Source organism: Klebsiella sp. w6 (assembly GCF_033100215.1).
In the GTDB taxonomy this organism is placed as follows: Bacteria; Pseudomonadota; Gammaproteobacteria; order Enterobacterales; family Enterobacteriaceae; genus Klebsiella; species Klebsiella variicola.
Map to the genome: position 1 here is coordinate 74,192 of NZ_CP136907.1, position 19,450 is coordinate 93,641.

At 58.1% G+C, this 19,450-nt stretch carries 15 protein-coding genes and 1 tRNA gene; 6 read left to right on the forward strand and 10 right to left on the reverse strand.

The genetic code is table 11. The annotated features are described in order from the left end of the window. Positions 1-5 precede the first annotated feature (5 nt). Positions 6-704: a winged helix-turn-helix transcriptional regulator gene (locus R0140_RS00375; RefSeq protein ID WP_032756046.1), complete on the forward strand. Its 699-nt coding sequence runs from the start codon at positions 6-8 to the stop codon at positions 702-704. 51 nt (positions 705-755) lie between these two features. Here R0140_RS00375 and R0140_RS00380 read toward each other — a convergent pair whose 3' ends face one another. The 4 genes from R0140_RS00380 to R0140_RS00395 form a co-directional block, all read right to left on the reverse strand. Then, positions 756-1,046 (reverse strand): putative quinol monooxygenase, encoded by a 291-nt coding sequence (locus R0140_RS00380; RefSeq protein WP_008806799.1) that lies wholly within the window; start codon positions 1,044-1,046, stop codon positions 756-758. Between the two features lies 1 nt (position 1,047). Next, positions 1,048-2,055, reverse strand: a complete 1,008-nt coding sequence (locus tag R0140_RS00385) for a zinc-binding alcohol dehydrogenase family protein (protein ID WP_032756043.1) — start codon at positions 2,053-2,055, stop codon at positions 1,048-1,050. A gap of 112 nt (positions 2,056-2,167) precedes the next feature. Next, the gene (locus R0140_RS00390; protein WP_004181550.1) at positions 2,168-2,635 is read right to left on the reverse strand and encodes a DUF3237 domain-containing protein; all 468 of its coding nucleotides are present in this window, start codon (positions 2,633-2,635) and stop codon (positions 2,168-2,170) included. Between the two features lie 167 nt (positions 2,636-2,802). After that, positions 2,803-2,897, reverse strand: a tRNA-Sec gene (locus tag R0140_RS00395). Positions 2,898-3,189: 292 nt separating this feature from the next. Between R0140_RS00395 and R0140_RS00400 the strand changes: the two genes are divergently transcribed. The 3 genes from R0140_RS00400 (at position 3,190) to R0140_RS00410 (ending at position 7,796) form a co-directional block, all read left to right on the forward strand. Then, positions 3,190-4,584: a glycoside-pentoside-hexuronide family transporter gene (locus R0140_RS00400; protein WP_008806802.1), complete on the forward strand. Its 1,395-nt coding sequence runs from the start codon at positions 3,190-3,192 to the stop codon at positions 4,582-4,584. 12 nt (positions 4,585-4,596) lie between these two features. Then, entirely contained in the window at positions 4,597-6,915 is a 2,319-nt protein-coding gene (gene yicI, locus R0140_RS00405) for an alpha-xylosidase (RefSeq protein WP_064144413.1), read from the forward strand. Between the two features lie 158 nt (positions 6,916-7,073). Further along, a complete protein-coding gene (locus R0140_RS00410) occupies positions 7,074-7,796 on the forward strand; it encodes a MurR/RpiR family transcriptional regulator (protein ID WP_012967042.1) in 723 nt (240 codons plus the stop codon). Between the two features lie 450 nt (positions 7,797-8,246). Here R0140_RS00410 and R0140_RS00415 read toward each other — a convergent pair whose 3' ends face one another. The 4 genes from R0140_RS00415 to R0140_RS00430 all read right to left on the reverse strand — a co-directional run bounded on the left by R0140_RS00415 (position 8,247) and on the right by R0140_RS00430 (position 14,684). After that, the gene (locus tag R0140_RS00415) at positions 8,247-9,626 is read right to left on the reverse strand and encodes a family 4 glycosyl hydrolase (protein ID WP_008806805.1); all 1,380 of its coding nucleotides are present in this window, start codon (positions 9,624-9,626) and stop codon (positions 8,247-8,249) included. Positions 9,627-9,638: 12 nt separating this feature from the next. After that, positions 9,639-11,198 (reverse strand): PTS transporter subunit EIIC, encoded by a 1,560-nt coding sequence (locus R0140_RS00420; RefSeq protein ID WP_032756036.1) that lies wholly within the window; start codon positions 11,196-11,198, stop codon positions 9,639-9,641. A 256-nt stretch (positions 11,199-11,454) separates the two neighbouring features. Continuing rightward, positions 11,455-13,152: an AsmA family protein gene (locus R0140_RS00425; protein ID WP_032731498.1), complete on the reverse strand. Its 1,698-nt coding sequence runs from the start codon at positions 13,150-13,152 to the stop codon at positions 11,455-11,457. Between the two features lie 140 nt (positions 13,153-13,292). Then, complete coding sequence (locus R0140_RS00430) at positions 13,293-14,684, reverse strand: nucleobase:cation symporter-2 family protein (protein WP_008806808.1); 1,392 nt, start codon at positions 14,682-14,684, stop codon at positions 13,293-13,295. A gap of 284 nt (positions 14,685-14,968) precedes the next feature. Between R0140_RS00430 and gltS the strand changes: the two genes are divergently transcribed. Continuing rightward, entirely contained in the window at positions 14,969-16,171 is a 1,203-nt protein-coding gene (gene gltS, locus R0140_RS00435) for a sodium/glutamate symporter (RefSeq protein WP_008806809.1), read from the forward strand. A gap of 114 nt (positions 16,172-16,285) precedes the next feature. Here gltS and glpK read toward each other — a convergent pair whose 3' ends face one another. Then, positions 16,286-17,797, reverse strand: coding sequence for a glycerol kinase GlpK (glpK, locus tag R0140_RS00440; RefSeq protein ID WP_032756033.1), 1,512 nt, complete (start codon positions 17,795-17,797; stop codon positions 16,286-16,288). 21 nt (positions 17,798-17,818) lie between these two features. Further along, the gene (locus tag R0140_RS00445; RefSeq protein ID WP_012540293.1) at positions 17,819-18,670 is read right to left on the reverse strand and encodes an MIP/aquaporin family protein; all 852 of its coding nucleotides are present in this window, start codon (positions 18,668-18,670) and stop codon (positions 17,819-17,821) included. A 442-nt stretch (positions 18,671-19,112) separates the two neighbouring features. Here R0140_RS00445 and zapB point away from each other — a divergent pair, with 442 nt between their 5' ends. Beyond that, on the forward strand, positions 19,113-19,358 hold the full coding sequence (gene zapB / locus R0140_RS00450) for a septal ring assembly protein ZapB (protein WP_008806812.1): 246 nt from the start codon (positions 19,113-19,115) through the stop codon (positions 19,356-19,358). Positions 19,359-19,450: the final 92 nt, after the last annotated feature.

Below are 19,450 nucleotides of genomic sequence, written 5' to 3' on the forward strand. Positions count from 1 at the left end.
AAACCATGTCGATAACTGCAGCCAGCCCCTCTACCGACCAGGCGTTACCGTCTTTTTATTACGGAAGCCGGACAAAACCATTATTGGCGTTGGAGTCCTTATTCACGGCATTTCGTCCCGCCAGTGCGCCCTTTGAACTGGCGCGAGAGAGCAATTATGATTTTCGTCCAGATCAGGCCGAGCCTGGGGTCATTATGCTTGAAGAGGGGATTGCTTCAATTTGTCATGGGGAAAAACAGATGGTGGTAACCCCGCTTTTTTCTCCGTCGATATTAGGATTTATGGATGGTTATGGGCTATTTGATGATATCCCACAACAACGGCACTACGTGCTGTTTGCCGAGACGGATTTGCATGGGCGCTGGATATCACACCAGGCTGCTGTTGATATCCTGAATGAGCAAAACCTGTGGCGCCATGTCACGCATATCCTGGCGCAGCGGTTGATGGTGTTGAGCATGCGTGAGCAAGAGCTGATGGGGGTGGATTCTTACCTGATGGTGCGAACCCTGTTAATGGAGCTGGCAGGCTATCCGGAGGCGTATCGTCGAAAAATCAACGTATTAAACTTTATCCTTCGCCGTACCAACTTGTCGCGTAGCCGCATCATGTCGATTCTGTCGGAGCTGCGTAAAGGTGATTATATTACGATCCATCGCGGTGTGCTGAGGACCATTGCTCACCCGCTTCCCGCCCACTTTTAAGCCCGTGCGGCGGAGGGGCGTGATTTTCCCACCCCTCGTGAATCGAACCTGCTAAGGCTCAATCGCCGTCAGGTAGTCCAGCCGCAGCGGCTCAGCCAGCAGGGACTCCATTTGCGTCATAAACGCCTGAAAATAGGGCATCGCGACATGCGCATCGAGGGCGTCCTGTCCCTGCCACGCCTCGCGCATGTAGAAGGTGTCCGGCGCGTCGCGCAGCTGAAACAGGGCGTAGTCGAGATTGCCCGGCTCCTGTCTTGTCGGCAGGAGCAGCGCCTGCAGGGCCTGGCGCAGGGCGTCCGTCTGGCCCGGTTTCGCCTTGAGCACGGCGATAAGCGATATCATCTTAAAACCCCTCCAGCACGATCTTGCCGACGGCGCGTCCGGTTTCCAGCTGGCGATGCGCTTTCTGCAGATTGGCGGCGGTGATGGCGCCGTAGTGTTCGCCAAGGGTGGTTTTGATAGTGTGGTTGTCGATCAGCGCCGCCACGCAGGTGAGCAGCTGATGCTGGGCGATCATATCATCCGTCTCAAACATTGAACGGGTGAACATAAATTCCCAGTGCAGGGACAGGCTTTTCGCTTTCAGCGGCACCACGTCCAGGGTCTCCGGGTCATCAATCAGCGCCAGCTTGCCCTGCGGGGCGAGGGCGTCGATCAGCGCGTTGAAGTGCTGCTCGGTATTGGTCAGGCTGGCGACATGGGTTACCGCGCTGATGCCAATGCGCGCCAGCTCGTCGGCGAGCGGCTTGCTGTGATCGATCACATGGTGCGCGCCCGCCTCGCGGACCCACTGCTGGCTCTCGGGACGCGAGGCGGTGCCGATCACCGTCATGGCGGTCAGTTTACTGGCCAGCTGGGTCAGGATAGACCCCACGCCGCCCGCCGCGCCGACGATTAGCAGCGTGTCGCCCGCATTGCCGCCTTCCTCAACGCCGAGACGGTGAAACAGCAGCTCCCAGGCGGTGATCGCCGTCAGCGGCAGCGCGGCGGCGGAGGCATTATCGAGGGTGCGCGGTTTGTGCGCCACCAGGCGCTCATCCACCAGCTGATATTCACTGTTGCTGCCGGCCCGGCCCAGCGCGCCGGCGTACCAGACCTCGTCCCCGGGCGCGAACAGCGTCACTTCCTCACCGACGGACTGCACCACGCCAACGGCGTCCCAGCCCAGCACCCGCGGCGTGTCACCCTGAAAGCCGGCGCGCACTTTGGTGTCTACCGGATTGACCGAGATAGCCTTCACAGCGACCAGCAGATCACGCCCGTGGGCGGTGGGGATCGGCAGGTCGATCTCGGTTAAAGAAGGGATGTTGTTGCCGTCAGCGGCGGCTTGAGTAATGGCGATAGCTTTCATAACTGCTCCGGTCTGTGATTCGGGTGAATGAAAAGATGGAGCCATCGTAGACCGCTGCCGGGAGGGGAAAAACGGGCTAACGGCAATAACAGTTATATGCAGAAAGTGAAAATCAGCCCACCTGATAGAAGTCGAGCATCACCCCATCCTGGGTCCGGCCACCGGCGCAGATAAACAGCGAGGTGGTTAGCCAGCTGAGCGCGGGAGCATCCACCTCAAAGGTGGGCACGGTGCGAAAATAGATGGCTTCTGGCGGAATATCGCTAAAAAAGCGCATATCGTCGGCGAAAAGCTGGTCATGATACTGGGCCGGCACCCGGCGGATGCCATTGTTTTCCACATAGACCGTGCCTTCCGCCACCTGCAGGGCATAGCGGGCGGACAGCCTGCAGGTGCCGTCGGGTTCGATTATCTGGCTGTCGACGCCGCCGGGTAATACGTGGCCGCGAAGTTGACCCGAGACGCTGCCGCCGATAATCGGGATCAGCTGGCGCTTACCGGTCTGCGGGCTGCGGGAGACAATTATCGGTTTATCAACCTGGATGGTAATGGAAAAACAGTGTCTGAGTTCGGGGGTCATTATGGCTCTCCTGTTTCGGTTGGCAACGGCACGCGGCCACCGCGCCAGTGTAACGGGTTTGCGAGAGACAAAATAACGCAGGGTTTGGATGAAAATGATTGGCTGGGATGATGAGTTTGGGGGTGCTCAGGTTGGTATGGCGTGGCTTTGGGGGAGCAGAGGCAAACTGGCGGAAGATCACAGGAGTTGAACCTGCCCGGGACCGCTGGCGGCCCCAACTGGATTTGAAGTCCAGCCACCTCACCGGAGATGACGATCTTCCGCGCCTCGATTGCTACATGGAGGCGGGGCGCATTATAGCTACTTTCAGCCGTTTACCACATACCTAAACGCACTTTTTTACTGTTAAAACTGGACTTTACAGAACAGTCCTGGACAAATCCTCACAAAATCCGTGAGTTACACTTTTTCACTCCCTGATTCCCTACCACGATCACAGAAAACAAGAAACGTAATCTGATAACGAGATATCGCAATTCATCTTACTGCGGCAAAGGTTTACAAAAATCGTAACCGGTACCAATCCGCGGTGCCGCTAAGGGAATAGTGCGCATATGAAAGATCATATTTTGTCCGTCAAAGAGAAAATTGGTTACGGCATGGGTGATGCCGCCAGCCACATTATTTTTGATAACGTCATGTTGTACATGATGTTTTTCTACACCGATATTTTCGGTATCCCCGCCGGCTTTGTCGGCACCATGTTCCTGCTGGCGCGCGCGCTGGACGCGATTTCCGACCCGTGCATGGGCCTGCTTGCCGACCGCACCCGTAGCCGCTGGGGTAAGTTCCGCCCGTGGATCCTCTTCGGCGCTATCCCGTTCGGCCTCGTCTGCGTGCTGGCCTACAGCTCGCCGGATTTAAGCCACAACGGCAAGCTGATCTACGCCGCCGTGACCTACACGCTGCTGACCCTGCTCTACACCGTGGTGAATATCCCCTACTGCGCGCTGGGCGGCGTGATCACCGACAACCCCACACAGCGCATCTCGCTGCAGTCCTGGCGCTTCGTGCTGGCGACGGCGGGGGGCATGCTCTCCACCGTGCTGATGATGCCGCTGGTCAACTTTATCGGCGGCGAAGACAAAGCGCTCGGCTTCCAGGGGGGCATCGCGGTGCTGTCGGTGGTCGCCTTCCTGATGCTGGCCTTCTGTTTTTTCACCACCAAAGAGCGTGTCGAAGCGCCGCCGAGCAGCACTTCGATGCGTGAAGACTTGCGCGATATCTGGCGCAATGACCAGTGGCGGGTGGTTGGCGTGCTCACCATCCTCAATATCCTCGCGGTCTGCGTTCGCGGCGGCGCGATGATGTACTACACCACCTGGATCATGGGCTCGGCGGCGCTGTTCACCGTCTTCCTCACCACCTACTGCGTCGGCAACCTGATTGGCTCGGCGCTGGCGAAACCGCTGACCGACTGGAAATGCAAAGTCAGCGTCTTCTGGTGGACCAACGCCCTCCTGGCGGTGCTCAGCGTGGCGATGTTCTTCGTACCGATGGACGCCGAAATCACCATGTTCGTCTTTATCTTCATCATTGGCGTACTGCACCAGCTGGTGACGCCAATCCAGTGGGTGATGATGTCCGACACCGTCGACTACGGCGAATGGTGTAACGGCAAACGCCTGACCGGCATCAGCTTCGCCGGCACCCTGTTTGTGCTCAAGTTAGGGCTGGCGCTGGGCGGCGCGCTGATCGGCTGGATGCTGGCCGGCGGCGGCTATGACGCCGCCGCTAAAACCCAGAACAGCGCCACCCTCACCATCATTATCGCCTTGTTCACCCTCGTTCCGGCGGTGTGCTACCTGCTGAGCGCGGTGATCGCCAAACGCTACTACACGCTGAAAACGCCGTTCCTGAAAAAAATGATGGCCGAGCTGGCCGAGGGCGCGCGTCGAAACGAACAAGATTTCACCGCAGCCCCGATCGATAAAGAATGGCAAAACTAAGAGGACGTTTTAATGAAAATCAGTGATGGAAACTGGCTCATTCAACCAGGGCTCAACCTGATCCAACCCGTACAGGTTTACGAGGTGGAACAGCAGGGGAATGAAATGGTGGTCTATGCCGCGCCGCGCGATGTTCGCGAACGTGCCTGGCAGCTGGATACGCCATTGTTCACCCTGCGCTTTTTCTCGCCTCAGGAAGGGATAATCGGCGTGCGCATGGCGCACTTCCAGGGCGCGCTGGATAACGGCCCGCACTATCCGCTGAACGTGCAGAAAGACATCCATGTCGAAATAGAAAATACGGCCGGGTTCGCCGAGCTGAAAAGCGGCAACCTCAGCGTGCGCGTCACTAAAGGTGAATTCTGGGCGCTGGATTTTCTGCGCGACGGCGTGCGCATCACCGGTAGCCAGTTGAAAAACAACGGCTACGTGCAGGATAGTAAGACCCAGCGCAACTACATGTTTGAGCGCCTCGACCTCGGCGTCGGCGAAACCGTCTACGGCCTCGGCGAGCGCTTTACCGCGCTGGTGCGCAACGGCCAGACGGTAGAAACCTGGAACGAAGACGGCGGCACCAGCACCGAGCAATCCTACAAAAATATCCCCTTCTATCTGACCAACCGCGGCTACGGCGTGCTGGTCAATCATCCTCAGCGCGTCTCCTTCGAGGTGGGCTCGGAGAAAGTCTCTAAAGTCCAGTTCAGCGTTGAAGGCGAATACCTTGAGTACTTCGTGATCGACGGTCCGACGCCGAAAGCGGTGCTTAACCGCTATACGCAGTTCACCGGCCGCCCGGCGCTGCCGCCGGCATGGTCGTTCGGTCTGTGGCTGACGACCTCATTCACCACCAACTATGACGAAGCGACGGTGAATAGCTTTATCGACGGCATGGCTGAGCGCCATCTGCCGCTGCACGTCTTCCACTTCGACTGCTTCTGGATGAAGGCCTTCCAGTGGTGCGATTTTGAATGGGATCCGCTAACTTTCCCGGACCCGGAAGGGATGATCAAACGCCTGAAGGCGAAAGGGCTGAAGGTCTGCGTGTGGATCAACCCGTACATCGGCCAGCGCTCGCCGGTGTTCAAGGAGCTGAAAGAGAAGGGCTACCTGCTGAAGCGCCCGGACGGTTCGCTGTGGCAGTGGGATAAGTGGCAGCCGGGGCTGGCGATTTATGACTTCACCAACCCGGAAGCCTGCCAGTGGTACGCCGACAAGTTAAAAGGCCTGGTGGCGATGGGGGTCGATTGCTTCAAGACCGACTTCGGCGAGCGTATCCCGACCGACGTCCAGTGGTTTGACGGTTCCGATCCGCAGAAAATGCACAACCACTACGCATTCATCTATAACGAGCTGGTGTGGAAGGTGCTGAAAGAGACCGTCGGCGAGCAGGAGGCGGTGCTGTTCGCCCGTTCCGCCTCGGTGGGCGCGCAGCAGTTCCCGGTGCACTGGGGCGGCGACTGCTACGCCAACTACGAATCGATGGCGGAAAGCCTGCGCGGCGGGCTGTCGATCGGCATGTCCGGCTTCGGTTTCTGGAGTCACGATATCGGCGGTTTCGAAAACACCGCGCCGGCCCACGTCTACAAGCGCTGGTGCGCCTTCGGCCTGCTCTCCAGCCACAGCCGGCTGCACGGCAGCAAATCCTATCGGGTGCCATGGGCTTACGACGAAGAGTCCTGCGACGTGGTGCGCCACTTCACGCAGCTGAAATGCCGCATGATGCCGTATCTCTATCGCCAGGCGGCGCTGGCCAACGAGTTCGGCACGCCGATGTTGCGTGCGATGATGCTCGAGTTTCAGGACGATCCGGCCTGCGACTATCTTGACCGCCAGTATATGCTCGGTGATTCGGTCCTGGTGGCGCCGGTGTTCTCCGAAGCGGGCGAGGTGCAATTTTATCTGCCGGATGGGCGCTGGACGCACCTGTGGCATAACGATGAATTACCGGGTAGCCGCTGGCATAAGCAGCATCACGATGCGCTGAGCCTGCCGGTCTACGTTCGCGACAACACCCTGCTGGCGCTGGGCAACAATGACCAGAAGCCGGATTACGCCTGGCATGAGGGCACCGCCTTCCAGCTGTTCCACCTCGAGGATGGACGCGAGGCACGTTGTGACGTTCCGGCGGCAGACGGCTCGACGATTTTCACCCTGAAGGCCAGGCGCCAGGGCAACACCATCGCCGTGAGCGGCGAAGGCGAGGCCCGCGGCTGGACGTTGTGCCTGCGCAATATCCCGCAGGTCGCGGGCGTGCAGGGCGGGACTCAGGCCGGCAGCGAATGGGGTATGGTAGTGAGCGCCGAGGGCAATACGCTGACGATTACCCTGTAAAACACCATCTTAACGGCTGCAACCCTCTCCGCCAGCGGCGAGGGTTTTTTTATTTCATTTTTGTACAAAAAGTAACGTTCATTTCATAGTGGTGACTCAGGCCGCAGACGCTGTCGCCGAACGGTGTTAGCGTATTCTGCCGTTGAGAGGAGCCCGCCATGGACTTAGAAAATATCTTTCGTGACGTGAAGCTAAGCAAAACGGAAATGACCGTGCTGCGCTTTATTCAGAACGACCCGGAGCAGTGTATCCGCCAGGGAGTCCGCGCTGTGGCCGAACAGTGCTACAGCAACCCCTCTTCGCTGGTCCGGCTGGCGAAGAAACTGAAGTTCAGCGGCTGGCTGGAGCTGGTCTATTTCATCAAGTTCAATATCACCATGCCGAAGCTCGATGTCACCAACGATATCGACTACATGAGCGTTCAGCCGGAAGAAGCGCTGACGCCGCTGCTGGCAAGCCTTAAACAGCAGCGCATCCTGATCCACGGCAGCGGCTTTTCGCAGCTAATCGCCCAGTATATTTACAACAAGTTCCTCGTCACCGGCGTGAATGCCAGCCTGGCGCTGTGGCCCGATTATGAAATCCTCGAACAGAAAAACGCCGCCCGCTTCGACTCCATCTGGATCGTTTCTAAATCCGGGCGCAGCAGCTCGGCGCTCAACTGGGTGAAGGCCCTGGAGGGGAAGGAGATTAATCTGGTCTGCTTTACCGGCGACTATCAAAGCCCGCTGGCGCAGGCTGCGGATACGGCGTTTATTATTCACGACCCGCAGAAGTTCGACGATGATATTTACTGGAGCAACCCGTTTTTCGGCTACTGCATCTTAGGCTTTGAGCGACTGTTGAAGATGTGGTTTACCAGCCTACGTAGTAATAGTTAGCCCCCGCTAAGCGCGACGCGAGCGGGGGGAGTTCCCGGATGGCGGCTGGCGCCTTATCCGGGCTACCGGGTGATGCGGCAATTTTGCCGGGAGGCGGCTTACGCCTGACCCGGCCTACATAAAACACAAACCGCTCCGTTCGTAGCCCCGCTAAGCGCGGCGCGAGCGGGGGGAGTTCCCGGATGGCGGCTGGCGCCTTATCCGGGCTACCGGGTGATACGGCTATTTTGTCGGGTGGCGGCTTACGCCTGACCCGACCTACATCAAACACAAACCGCTCCGTTCGTAGCCCCGCTAAGCGCGGTGCGAGCGGGGGAGTTCCCGAATGGCGGCTGGCGCCTTATCCGGGCTACCGGGTGATGCGGCTATTTTGCCGGGAGGCGGCTTACGCCTGACCCGGCCTACATAAAACACAAACCGCTCCGTTCGTAGCCCCATCGGCAATGCGGGTTACTGCCAGGCGGCGAATTGCTCATCGTCGAGATAGGCTTCGACCAGGGTTTTCGCCAGCGAATAGGAACCGATCAGCGGGTGCGCCATCAGCGCCCGCACCGCCAGCGATTTATCCTGCTGCAGGATTGCCGCCACCGCCAGCCGCTCATACTCCTTCACGCAGGAAATCATATTCTTCTGCGCCGTCGGCACCTTCACCGGCGTCACCGGCTTGAGGCCATCCCGGCTCAGGTCGCAGCTGATCTCGATCACGTCGTCAGGGCGCAAAAAGTCGAGCGTGTCGTGATTCTGGATCGATACCACGATACGCTTGGTGGTGGTGCTGTTCACCGCTTCCAGGATATCCAGCGCCACCCCGGCATAGCCGCCGGTGTCCGGCTCTTCGATAAACTGGCGCAGCGTCAGCGGTTCGCGGGTGTGGAATTTTTCCTGCTGCGACTCATTCTGCATATAGCTGTTTTCCCGGCGCAGGTAATGCTGCATCCAGATGGTGAAAGCGGCTTCCGGTTGCGTTCTGGCATCCACAGTGCGCAGCGCTTCGCGCATCTCCTGATTGATACGGGCGATCTGCTCTCCGCGCGTCTCGCCGGCTTCCTGAATCGCCTTCAGCGCCACCTCTCGATAGTAGTAATAATAGAGATATTCATTGAGGAGCTGATTATCGCAAAGCCGCACCAGCTCCGGGGAGAAGTACTGCATCGCCGTCTTCTGGTACAGTTCCGGGCTGGCGATCAGCCGTTCGGTTACCTCTTCCCCGCGTACGGTGAAGTGGGTAAACCATGAGAAATGGTTCAGCCCATAGCATTCCACGCTGAGGTCGCGTTCTTCACAACCAAGGATCGCCGGCAGTTCACGAATCAGCTCGGAGGGAGCATCGCAGATCCCATAGACCCGGCGCTTAAAACCGGACTTGACGATCGCTTCCGTCACCAGGCCTGACGGGTTGGTAAAGTTAAACAGAATAGCGTCTTCGGCGGCATGTTCTTCGATCAGCCGGCAATAGCGAAGGATCGCCGGGATCGAACGCATGGCCATCGCGAAACCGCCGGCGCCGGTGGTCTCCTGGCCGAGGGTGTTATGCTGTAGCGCAATGCGTTCGTCGCGAATGCGGCTTTCGTCACCGCCAACCCGTAGGGTGGTAATGATATAGTTGGCATCCTGCAGCGCCGCGACCGGGTCGGTAGTGGTACTAAACTGAATATCCGGGCGAATAGTATTAAATACATAGCGGGCAATTTCGCCAAATATCGCCAGATTATCAGCAGAGTTATCGAGAAAAACCACTTCTGTTAAACCAATGCGGTGAGCGTTATAGGCCAGAGATTTCGCTAAAAATGCAGAGCGAACGCCGCCCCCGCCTAATACGGTTAATTTCATACAAACTCCTCATTAATTTTCTGCTAACCAGTTATCAACCCGGGAACGTACCTGTCCCACTTTGACGCCATAAATAACCTGAACTTCATTTCGATTTCGTACGACGCCGTTGGCGCCAGTATTTTTTAATTGCGTGTCATCAACCCGCGCCATATCGCGCACGGCCACGCGCAGGCGAGTAAAACAATTATCGACGGAGAGAATATTCTCCTTGCCCCCGAGGCCGCGGATGATGTCATCGGTGACCGACTGCGGTTGCGCGACTTTCTGGCGGTACTCTGCTTTGCTGTAAAGCTTCACGTTCTCGTCATCTTCCCGGCCCGGCGTTTTCAGGTTCAGCTTCACCACCAGGGTGCGGAAAATCACGTAGTAGACGGCGAACTGGCCGATACCAATAAGGACATAGCCCGGCCAGCGCGTTAAGGAGACCGGCAGCGGCAGGTTATAGATCAGAAACTCGATCAGGCCCGATGCTCCCCAGGGACGTACGGTGAAGATGTCGCAAATGGCTTGCGAGGCGGCGGTTAACGTCGCGTGGATCACCCACAGCAGCGGCGAGACAAACAAGAAGGTGAACTCAATCGGTTCGGTGATACCGGTCAGCATCGAGGTGATGATCGCCGGCAGCAGAATCGCCTTCGCCATCACTTTCTTCTCCGGTTTCGCGGTGTGGTAGAACGCCAGCGAGGCGCCTGCCAGGCCAAAGATAGTGGTCATCCCTTGCTGCGAAAAACGTAATGCGTCGTTCATGACCGGCGTCAGGTCGGGGTGGCGCATATAGGCGAGGAAAATGGCCTGGGTCCCGGAGACCACCTGACCGTCCACGTGCAGGGTGCCGCCAATCTGGGTGAGCTGGAAGGGGGACCAGACGAAATGGTGCAGGCCGGTGGGGATAAGGAATTTTTCAAAGAAACCATAGACGAAGACCCCGGCGACCCCGGCATTTTTCATAAAACCGGTGAGGGCGGAGATGCCGTGGGTCATAAAGGGCCAAATCCAGGTAAAGGCGATGGCGTAGAAGATAACCACCGGCGTCATCGCCACCAGCGTCAGCTTGGCGCCGCCGTACATCGACAGCGCGCCAGGCAGCTCAATGGCAGAGACTTTATTGTGCACCCACGCAATCGTGCAGCCGAGAATAATGCCCAGGAAAACGCCCATATCCACCACCACAAAGCCCAGCAGCTGGGTTTGCCCGGTGCCATAATATTCACCGTTAATTTTTTCGGCGAGTCCGTGGGTGTGTTCCAGCCAGGAGTGGTTGGCGCCAAGGAACATAATGAAGCACATCACTGCAACCAGCGCGACTTCGGTTTTTTTATCCTTTGCCAGGCCATAGCTAATGCCGACGCAAAATAATAAGCCGAGGTTGCCAAATAAAGGCCAAAAAGTGTCGCCGAGCATTTGCCCAAGCTGATGTAAGAAACTGGTTTCAGCAATTAATGTCGGATTAGTTAATACTGAACTGAGGGCCAGAATTAAGCCAATGACCGGCAAGAACAATACGGCGCCGATCATGGCCCGGGAGAATTTTTGCATATTCTCCAGAATACGCTGACGTATTTCAGGCATGATTGATCCTTTTATATTTTTGTAGGTACAGGGAGCGGTTTTTTATCGACTTCCAGTAATTTGGTTATAGCAATTCTGATATTTGAAAGGAACCTGTTGCGCTAAATAGGTACAGATAGCCGCGTATTGCACACAGGTTTCAGGACTCGCACCCTAACCCCCTCCCTGAAAGGGAGAGGGAGTGGCCAGAGCGGAGTTTGCCGGAAAGCATGCCCTCTCCCCGTGGGGAGAGGGCCAGATAAGGGGGGGGGGGGGGTTACTGCGGCGCGGCGGGGGCGGGGCTGACCTCGCCGTTGCGCATGATTTGCGCCACCTGCTGTTTCTCCATATTCACGGCGCTGAGCTGCCCGTTGACCGTCGGCTTGAGCGGGGCATCGGCCTGCACGCTGCCGCTGGCGGTCAGCTGGAGATTGCCATCCCCGCTTATCGGTAGCGACGGCCAGCCCCAGGCCTGCAGAATATTCAGCGGCACGCCGCGGCCGGTAAAGCTCAGATTGACCTGGCGCTGCGGCAGCTGGGATACCGCGGCGGTGGCCTGCAGAATGCCGCGCTCGGTGAAGGCGCTAAGCTCAGTGATATTGACCGTCGACGCCGTCGCGCTCAGCTTGAGTGACGGGCGGCGCACGTCGATCCGGTTAAAAGTCGCCGCCGCGGCGTTCAGCGTCGCGCTGCCGTTCCATACTCCCCAGTTGCCGTTTTTCACCAGCTGTAGCTCGCCGCCATAGCCATCGAGGGCGGTAATTTGCCACGGGAAGGCAGGATCCACATCGATGATCAGGTTACGGCTGGCGCTGAATTTTTTCAGCGTCAGGCTTTGCAGCCAGGCTGGCATCGGCGCCATCCACAGCTGTTTCCAGTTCGCCGGCAGCGTGTACTCCAGTCCGGCGAAGGCGGTGTCGTCGAGCACCAGCGCGTTACCAGCGCGCAGCCAGTTGCCGGAGGTGCGCACCATGCCGCCCTCCCAGCGCGAGGAGAACTGGCGCAGCGCAATGCCCTGGGGAGAGAATTCAGCATTCAGAATCGGGTCGAAGAAGTGCAGCGAGCCGTAGATAAATTCGCTGGCGTTCATCGACAGCGTGCCGTCCTGGCTCTGCCAGCCGCCGTGGCTGAGCGTCAGGTTGCGCAGGCTCAGGTCGAGGTCGGTTACCGCCCAGTCCGGCCCCTGCAGGCGGGCGTCGGTGATATCCAGGCGGCCAATCTGCAGAGAGGGGACCGTGGTTAACGGCGCGAAAAACTCGGCCAGCGAGGCGGGGCTCTGCAGTCGAATCTCATTGAGCTGGAGGTTATCCACCAGCCAGCTGCCGTCGGCGCTGCGTTTCGCATTGCCGGTTAAGGTGCCGCGGGCGACATCGGCGCCGAGGGTGGAGAGGGTCACTTCACCCTGATCAATCCTGCCCTGAATCAGAACGTTGCTGGCTTCGACGCCATTGAGCGTCATCGAGCCCGCGCTCATCTGGATCTGCGCCGTTTTCCCCAGCACATTGCCCGCTTCCGGCGTCCATGGACTGACGCCGCCGGTGACGCGCTGCGCGCTGAGCGCCCAGCCGGTTTCCGGGCTGTTGAAAGCCATGTTGCGCAACATCAGCCGGTCGGCAGCGAACGGCAGGTCTGCAGAGTGGGGTGACAGATTCAGAGTGCCGTCGTTAAGGACTATCTCATCCGCATGCAGCGGATCGCTAAACTGGCGGGTGCTGAAGCCAATATCGACCGTTTTTGCCACCAGGGTGGCCGGCTTGCCTTCCCGGCCAAAGGTGACGTTTTGCAACTGCACATGAAGAGGGGAGGAGAAATCGTGTTCCATCGCATCGAAGGAGACCTGCCAGCCGGTGCCATTGCTGAGCCAGGCGCTGGCCTGGCGGGCGCCCCAGTGGGTTTGCAGCAGGAACCACGCGCCAACAATGACGAGCAGCAGAGCGACTAGCAGCCAGAGAATCAGCTTTCCAAGAAATTTCATGGTCTTCCATTCTGTGAGATGCACATCACCGTGTTATGCCCGATTTAGGCGCACTTCTCAAGGCGGGCGTGGTTTATTTCCGTGATGAGGCAGGTCGTGGAAAGCGTCCCGGCCAATGGCGCGACCGGGAGCGCGTCAGATCAGGCTTTTTCTGGCGGGAAAATTAAATTCAGAACAATCGCTGTGATACCACCGGCGGCAATTCCCGAAGAGAGCAGGTTTTTCAGCCAGTCTGGGGCGAACTGCAGGATTAACGGCTGCTGCGACACGCCGAGGCCCACTGCCAGCGACAGGGCGATAATCAGGATCGCCCGACGGTTCAGCGGCTCACGGGAGACGATGCGCACGCCGGACGCGGCAATGGTGCCGAACATCACCAGCGTGGCGCCGCCGAGCACCGGCTCAGGGATGTGCTGCACGAAGCCGCTCACCGCCGGGAACAGACCGAGGACGATCAGCATCAGGGCGACCACGAAACCGACGTAGCGGCTGGCAACGCCGGTCAGCTGGATCACGCCGTTGTTCTGGCCGAAGCAGGAGTTCGGGAAAGTGTTGAAGACCGCGGAAACAAAGGAGTTCAGGCCGTTAGCCAGCACGCCGCCTTTCAGGCGCTTCATATACAGCGGACCGGAAACCGGCTGTTCGGAGACGTCCGAGGTGGCGGTGATATCGCCGATGGTTTCCAGAGAGGTGATCATAAACACCAGCATCAGCGGCAGCAGCAGGCTCCAGTCGATGCCGAGACCATAGTAGAGCGGCGTTGGCACGGTGATGAGGCTGCTGTTGGTCGGGGCGGTATTGGCTGGCAGCATATCGAGGAACCATGCCGCCAGATAGCCCGCCGCCATGGCAATCACCAGCGAAGCAATGCGCAAATAGGGATTACGCTGGCGGTTGAGAATAATGATCAGCGCCAGCACGATGCCCGCCAACAGCAGGTTCTTCGGCGCGCCGAAGGTGTGGTCGGCCATCGCCGCGTAGCCGCCGCCGATGGAAGTCAGTCCGACCTGAATCAGCGACAGGCCGATAATCATCACCACCACGCCGGAGACCAGCGGGGTAATGATGCGGCGCGCCAGGTGCAGGACGCGGGAGAGCACCATTTCCGTGCAGCTGGCCAGCATCAGGGTGCCGAACAGGGCGGCCATCATGGTGGGGACGTCGGCGCCGCCGGTTTTCAGCGCGGTACCGCCCATGATCAGCGGGGCGACAAAGTTAAAGCTGGTGCCCTGGATGGAGAGCAATCCGGAGCCGACCGGGCCCCAGGCTTTGATCTGAATAATAGAGGCGACACCGGAAGCGAATAGCGACATGCTGATGATATGTTGGGTATCTTGCGCCGGGAGACCGAGAGCCTGGCAGATTAACAGCGCTGGAGTGATCACCGCGACAAACATCGCCAGCAGGTGCTGGAAGGCGGCGAACAGGGTTTGCGGTAGCGGTGGGCGATCTTCGAGGCGGTAGATTAATTCGCTAGCTGATTTATGCGCAACCGGTTGCGCATTTTCTGACTCTGCGGTGTTAACGGACATCACAAGCAATCCCAAGGTGGCAAAGCGGGAATTTTATCGGACTGTAGACCAAAAGCAAACGTTTGCCAGCATTTGGTCATAAAAATTTATGCCGTGAATATGCGCAACGAGGTTATTAACATTTTGTATGCTAAATCGCATCATTAAGGATACAAAATATCTTTTTCTGTCATTTTTTCCGCTGTTCTGCGTAAAATCCCCTTCTGACTCCTCATGATGAGAAGCTAAAGACACCAGGAATTACGTCGCGTGTGAATGGATCATGCGCCCATAAGGAGCTTTTTATGTTTCACCTCGATACCTTATCGACGCTCGTTGCCGCAACGCTTGTGCTATTGCTCGGCAGAAAACTCGTGCAAACCGTTCCCTTCCTCAAGAAATACACCATTCCTGAACCTGTTGCCGGCGGTTTGCTGGTAGCGCTGGCGCTGCTGGTGCTGAAGAAAAGCATGGATATCGAAATTGATTTCGATATGAGTCTGAAAGACCCGCTGATGCTGGCGTTCTTCGCCACCATCGGTCTTAACGCCAACCTCGCCAGCCTGCGGGCCGGCGGCAAGGTGCTGGGCACTTTCCTGATCGTGGTGGTTGGCCTGCTGCTGCTGCAGAATGCCCTCGGTATCGGCATGGCGACGCTGCTGGGGCTGGATCCGCTGATGGGCCTGCTGGCCGGGTCGATTACCTTATCCGGCGGCCACGGCACCGGGGCGGCGTGGAGCAAGCTGTTCGTTGAACGCTACGGTTTTGCCAACGCCACCGAAGTGGCGATGGCCTGCGCGACTTTCGGCCTGGTGCTGGGCGGCCTGATCGGCGGTCCGGTGGCTCGCTACCTGGTGAAGCACTCTTCCTCTCCGGACGGCACACCGGACGATCAGGTGGCGCCAACCGCCTTTGAAAAACCGGACGTGGGGCGGGTGATCACCTCGCTGGTGCTGATCGAAAGTATCGCCCTGATCGCTATCTGTCTGACGGTGGGCAAGGTGGTTGCGCAACTGCTGGCGGGCAGCGTCTTCGAGCTGCCGACCTTCGTCTGCGTGCTGTTTATCGGCGTGATCCTTAGCAACAGCCTGGCGCTGGCGGGGTTGTACCGGGTGTTCGATCGCGCGGTATCGGTGCTGGGCAACGTCAGCCTGTCGCTGTTCCTCGCCATGGCGCTGATGAGCCTCAAGCTGTGGGAGCTGGCCTCGCTGGCGCTGCCGATGATTATTATCCTGGCGGTGCAGGCGCTGGCGATGGCGCTGTATGCGGTGTTCGTTACCTACCGGATGATGGGCAAGAATTACGATGCCGCGGTGCTGGCGGCGGGCCACTGCGGGTTTGGTCTGGGCGCAACGCCGACGGCGATTGCTAATATGCAGGCGATTACCGACCGCTTTGGCCCGTCACATATGGCCTTCCTGGTGGTGCCGATGGTGGGAGCGTTCTTTATCGACATCGTCAACGCACTGGTGATTAAGCTATACCTGCTGCTGCCGATGTTTGGCTGATAAAAAACCCGGAAGCGGTGCTGCGCACCTGTCCGGGCTACAAGATCGTGCTGTTTGGGGTTTTGTAGCCCGGCTAAGGCGTTTACGCCGCAAGCCGGGAATACCTCCACAATCTTACGCTTCGTCGTGCTCTTCCCACGCTAACGCGCGTTTCACCGCTTTCTTCCAGCCGCTGTAACGATAGTTACGCTCAGTGGTTTCAATCCCCGGGCGGAATTCGCGCTCAATCACCGCTTTCTCCTGCAGCTCGTCCAGATTCTGCCAGAAACCGACCGCCAGACCCGCCAGATAGGCCGCGCCCAGCGCCGTCACTTCGCGTACTTCCGGACGCTCGACACGGGTGCCGAGGATATCGGACTGGAACTGCATCAGGAAGTTGTTAGCCACCGCGCCGCCGTCCACGCGCAGGGCGTGCAGACGAATGCCAGAGTCTGCCTGCATCGCCTCCAGCACATCGCGGGTCTGATAGGCGATGGACTCCAGCGTCGCACGGATAATGTGGTTGGAGTTCACGCCGCGGGTGAGGCCGAAAATCGCGCCGCGGGCATACGGGTCCCAGTATGGTGCGCCAAGACCAGTGAACGCGGGTACCACGTATACGCCGTTGGTATCCTTCACTTTGGTGGCGAAGTACTCGGAATCGAAGGCATCGCTGATGAGCTTCATCTCGTCACGCAGCCACTGAATGGACGCGCCGGCCATAAACACCGCCCCTTCCAGCGCGTAGTTCACCTCGCCGCGCGGGCCGCAGGCGATGGTGGTCAGCAGACCGTGGGTGGAGGTGACCGCTTTTTCACCGGTGTTCATCAGCATAAAGCAGCCGGTGCCGTAGGTGTTTTTCGCCATCCCTTCTTTGACGCACAGCTGGCCGAACAGGGCCGCCTGCTGGTCACCGGCGATCCCGGCGATAGGAATACGGGTCCCGCCTTTACCACCGATGTTGGTCTGGCCGTACACTTCGGAAGACTTGCGCACTTCCGGCAGCATGGCGCGCGGAATGTCCAGCGCGTCGAGCATTTTGTCGTCCCAGTCCAGCTCGTGGATGTTGAATAGCATGGTACGTGAGGCGTTGGTGTAGTCGGTAACGTGCCCGCGGCCCTGGGTCATCTTCCAGATAAGCCAGGTGTCAACGGTGCCGAACAGCAGCTCGCCGCGTTTCGCACGTTCACGGGAACCTTCGACATGGTCGAGGATCCATTTTACCTTGGTGCCGGAGAAGTAGGGGTCCACCACCAGGCCTGTGGCCTTGCGGATATACTCTTCCATCCCGTCACGCTTGAGCTGCTCGCAGATCTCCGCGGTACGGCGGCACTGCCAGACGATGGCGTTGTAGATGGGTTTACCGGTCTCACGCTCCCACACCACCACGGTCTCACGTTGGTTGGTGATGCCGATGGCCGCGATCTGATCGGAGTTGATATCCGCTTTGGCCAGCGCTTCGACCAGCGTCGAGCTTTGGGAAGCCCAGATTTCCATCGGGTCATGTTCGACCCAGCCTGGCTTAGGATAAATTTGTTCAAATTCTCGCTGGGAGACGCTGACGATATTGGCATCATGATCCATCACAACGGCCCGGGAGCTGGTAGTGCCCTGGTCAAGCGCAACGATATATTTTTTGTCGGTCATAGTCGGTGTCCCGTAGTCAGATTACAGCGAAGCTTTATGTTGAGTGGTGGAAGAGGAGGGGCTCTGTTGCTCTTCCTCCACGCAGGTGTCGCAAGGCAGGTGACGGCCAATCAGCTTACGATAGCTGAATGCGCCCAGCGCCGCGCCGACCACCGGTGCGCACAGCGGCACCAGAAAATAAGGAATATCTTTGCCGCCGGTGAAGGCGACGTCGCCCCAGCCGGCCAGCCAGGCGAAAGCTTTCGGGCCGATATCACGCGCCGGGTTCATGGCGAAGCCGGTCAGCGGTCCCATGGAGGCGCCAATCACCGCAATCAGCAGGCCGATCAGCAGCGGAGCAAGCGGGCCGCGCGGCACGCCGTTGCCATCGTCGGTCAGCGCCAGGATGACGCCCATCAGGATAGCGGTAATCACCATCTCTACCGCGAAGGCCTGCACAAAATTGATATGCGGGTTCGGATAGGTGGAGAAGATGCCGGCCAGATCGAGGCTTTCTACGCTGCCGCGGACCATATGGTGGGTGGTTTCATAATCGAGGAAAAGATTGTAGTAAAGCCCGTAAACTAATGCCGCAGCGCAAAAGGCGCCAGCGAATTGCGAAATGATAAAAGGGACCACTTTGCGGCCATCGAAGCAGGCGAACAGCCACAGTGCGATAGTTACCGCAGGGTTAAGGTGCGCACCGGAGACCCCAGCGGTCAGGTAGATCGCCATGGCGACGCCCAGACCCCAGATGATGCTGATTTCCCATTGCCCGAAGCTGGCTCCCGCGACCTTGAGCGCAGCCACGCACCCAACGCCGAAAAAGATCAACAACCCGGTACCGAGGAACTCTGCGATGCACTGGCCTTTTAAGGTTGATGTTTGGCTCATAATCGAATCCTGAAGCGTGGTGATGATTATTGTATGTAGGGTGGTCACAGACGACCATATTGCCATGTAGGCATAGTGTTAATTTATCGTTAACGAGCAAAAACGAGAAATATCGAACTTCAAATGTGTGTACCGCGTCAAGAAAATGAGCGTTTTCGCGCCATCCGCGCGCATTGAGACCGGTGCCGGAGCGTTTCACCTCGCATTTTGTTAACCATAAAATTAACAATGACCCATGAAGTACGAGCGAACTGCGCTGAAAGCACCAGGTAAAGACTGAAAAGTGTTGCAAACCGCAATCTGCGCGGCTTGCCGCTGGACAGGGGCGGCGGGGATTCATACAATCGACGATAACACCGCTATGTGCGCTAATTTTCGTTAAGGCGGGACCGCGTATACGAAACACGAGTTTCTATCAACGCCTTGCAAGTTCAGGAGAGGTATGACGATGTCATTAGAAGTGTTTGAGAAATTAGAATCTAAAGTTCAGCAGGCGATTGATACCATCACTCTGTTGCAGATGGAAATCGAAGAGCTGAAAGAAAAGAACAACACCCTGGTTCAGGAAGTTCAGAGCGCGCAGCATGGTCGTGAAGAGCTGGAGCGCGAAAACAGCCAGCTGAAAGAGCAACAGCAGGGCTGGCAGGATCGCCTGCAGGCGCTGCTGGGCCGTATGGAAGAAGTCTAATCGCTTCGCGCCCTCTCCCGCCCGGGAGGGGGCAATCCTTATTCACCTCTTTATATCCACAAGTTATAGCCAATCTTTTTTTATTCTTTAAT

What these genes read in the sequence shown, in the direction of transcription:
- R0140_RS00375 (WP_032756046.1), top strand. Translation starts at nt 6, where the DNA reads ATGTCGATAACTGCAGCCAGCCCCTCTACCGACCAGGCGTTACCGTCT.
- R0140_RS00380 (WP_008806799.1), bottom strand. Translation starts at nt 1,046, where the DNA reads ATGATATCGCTTATCGCCGTGCTCAAGGCGAAACCGGGCCAGACGGAC.
- R0140_RS00385 (WP_032756043.1), bottom strand. Translation starts at nt 2,055, where the DNA reads ATGAAAGCTATCGCCATTACTCAAGCCGCCGCTGACGGCAACAACATC.
- R0140_RS00390 (WP_004181550.1), bottom strand. Translation starts at nt 2,635, where the DNA reads ATGACCCCCGAACTCAGACACTGTTTTTCCATTACCATCCAGGTTGAT.
- R0140_RS00400 (WP_008806802.1), top strand. Translation starts at nt 3,190, where the DNA reads ATGAAAGATCATATTTTGTCCGTCAAAGAGAAAATTGGTTACGGCATG.
- yicI (WP_064144413.1), top strand. Translation starts at nt 4,597, where the DNA reads ATGAAAATCAGTGATGGAAACTGGCTCATTCAACCAGGGCTCAACCTG.
- R0140_RS00410 (WP_012967042.1), top strand. Translation starts at nt 7,074, where the DNA reads ATGGACTTAGAAAATATCTTTCGTGACGTGAAGCTAAGCAAAACGGAA.
- R0140_RS00415 (WP_008806805.1), bottom strand. Translation starts at nt 9,626, where the DNA reads ATGAAATTAACCGTATTAGGCGGGGGCGGCGTTCGCTCTGCATTTTTA.
- R0140_RS00420 (WP_032756036.1), bottom strand. Translation starts at nt 11,198, where the DNA reads ATGCCTGAAATACGTCAGCGTATTCTGGAGAATATGCAAAAATTCTCC.
- R0140_RS00425 (WP_032731498.1), bottom strand. Translation starts at nt 13,152, where the DNA reads ATGAAATTTCTTGGAAAGCTGATTCTCTGGCTGCTAGTCGCTCTGCTG.
- R0140_RS00430 (WP_008806808.1), bottom strand. Translation starts at nt 14,684, where the DNA reads ATGTCCGTTAACACCGCAGAGTCAGAAAATGCGCAACCGGTTGCGCAT.
- gltS (WP_008806809.1), top strand. Translation starts at nt 14,969, where the DNA reads ATGTTTCACCTCGATACCTTATCGACGCTCGTTGCCGCAACGCTTGTG.
- glpK (WP_032756033.1), bottom strand. Translation starts at nt 17,797, where the DNA reads ATGACCGACAAAAAATATATCGTTGCGCTTGACCAGGGCACTACCAGC.
- R0140_RS00445 (WP_012540293.1), bottom strand. Translation starts at nt 18,670, where the DNA reads ATGAGCCAAACATCAACCTTAAAAGGCCAGTGCATCGCAGAGTTCCTC.
- zapB (WP_008806812.1), top strand. Translation starts at nt 19,113, where the DNA reads ATGACGATGTCATTAGAAGTGTTTGAGAAATTAGAATCTAAAGTTCAG.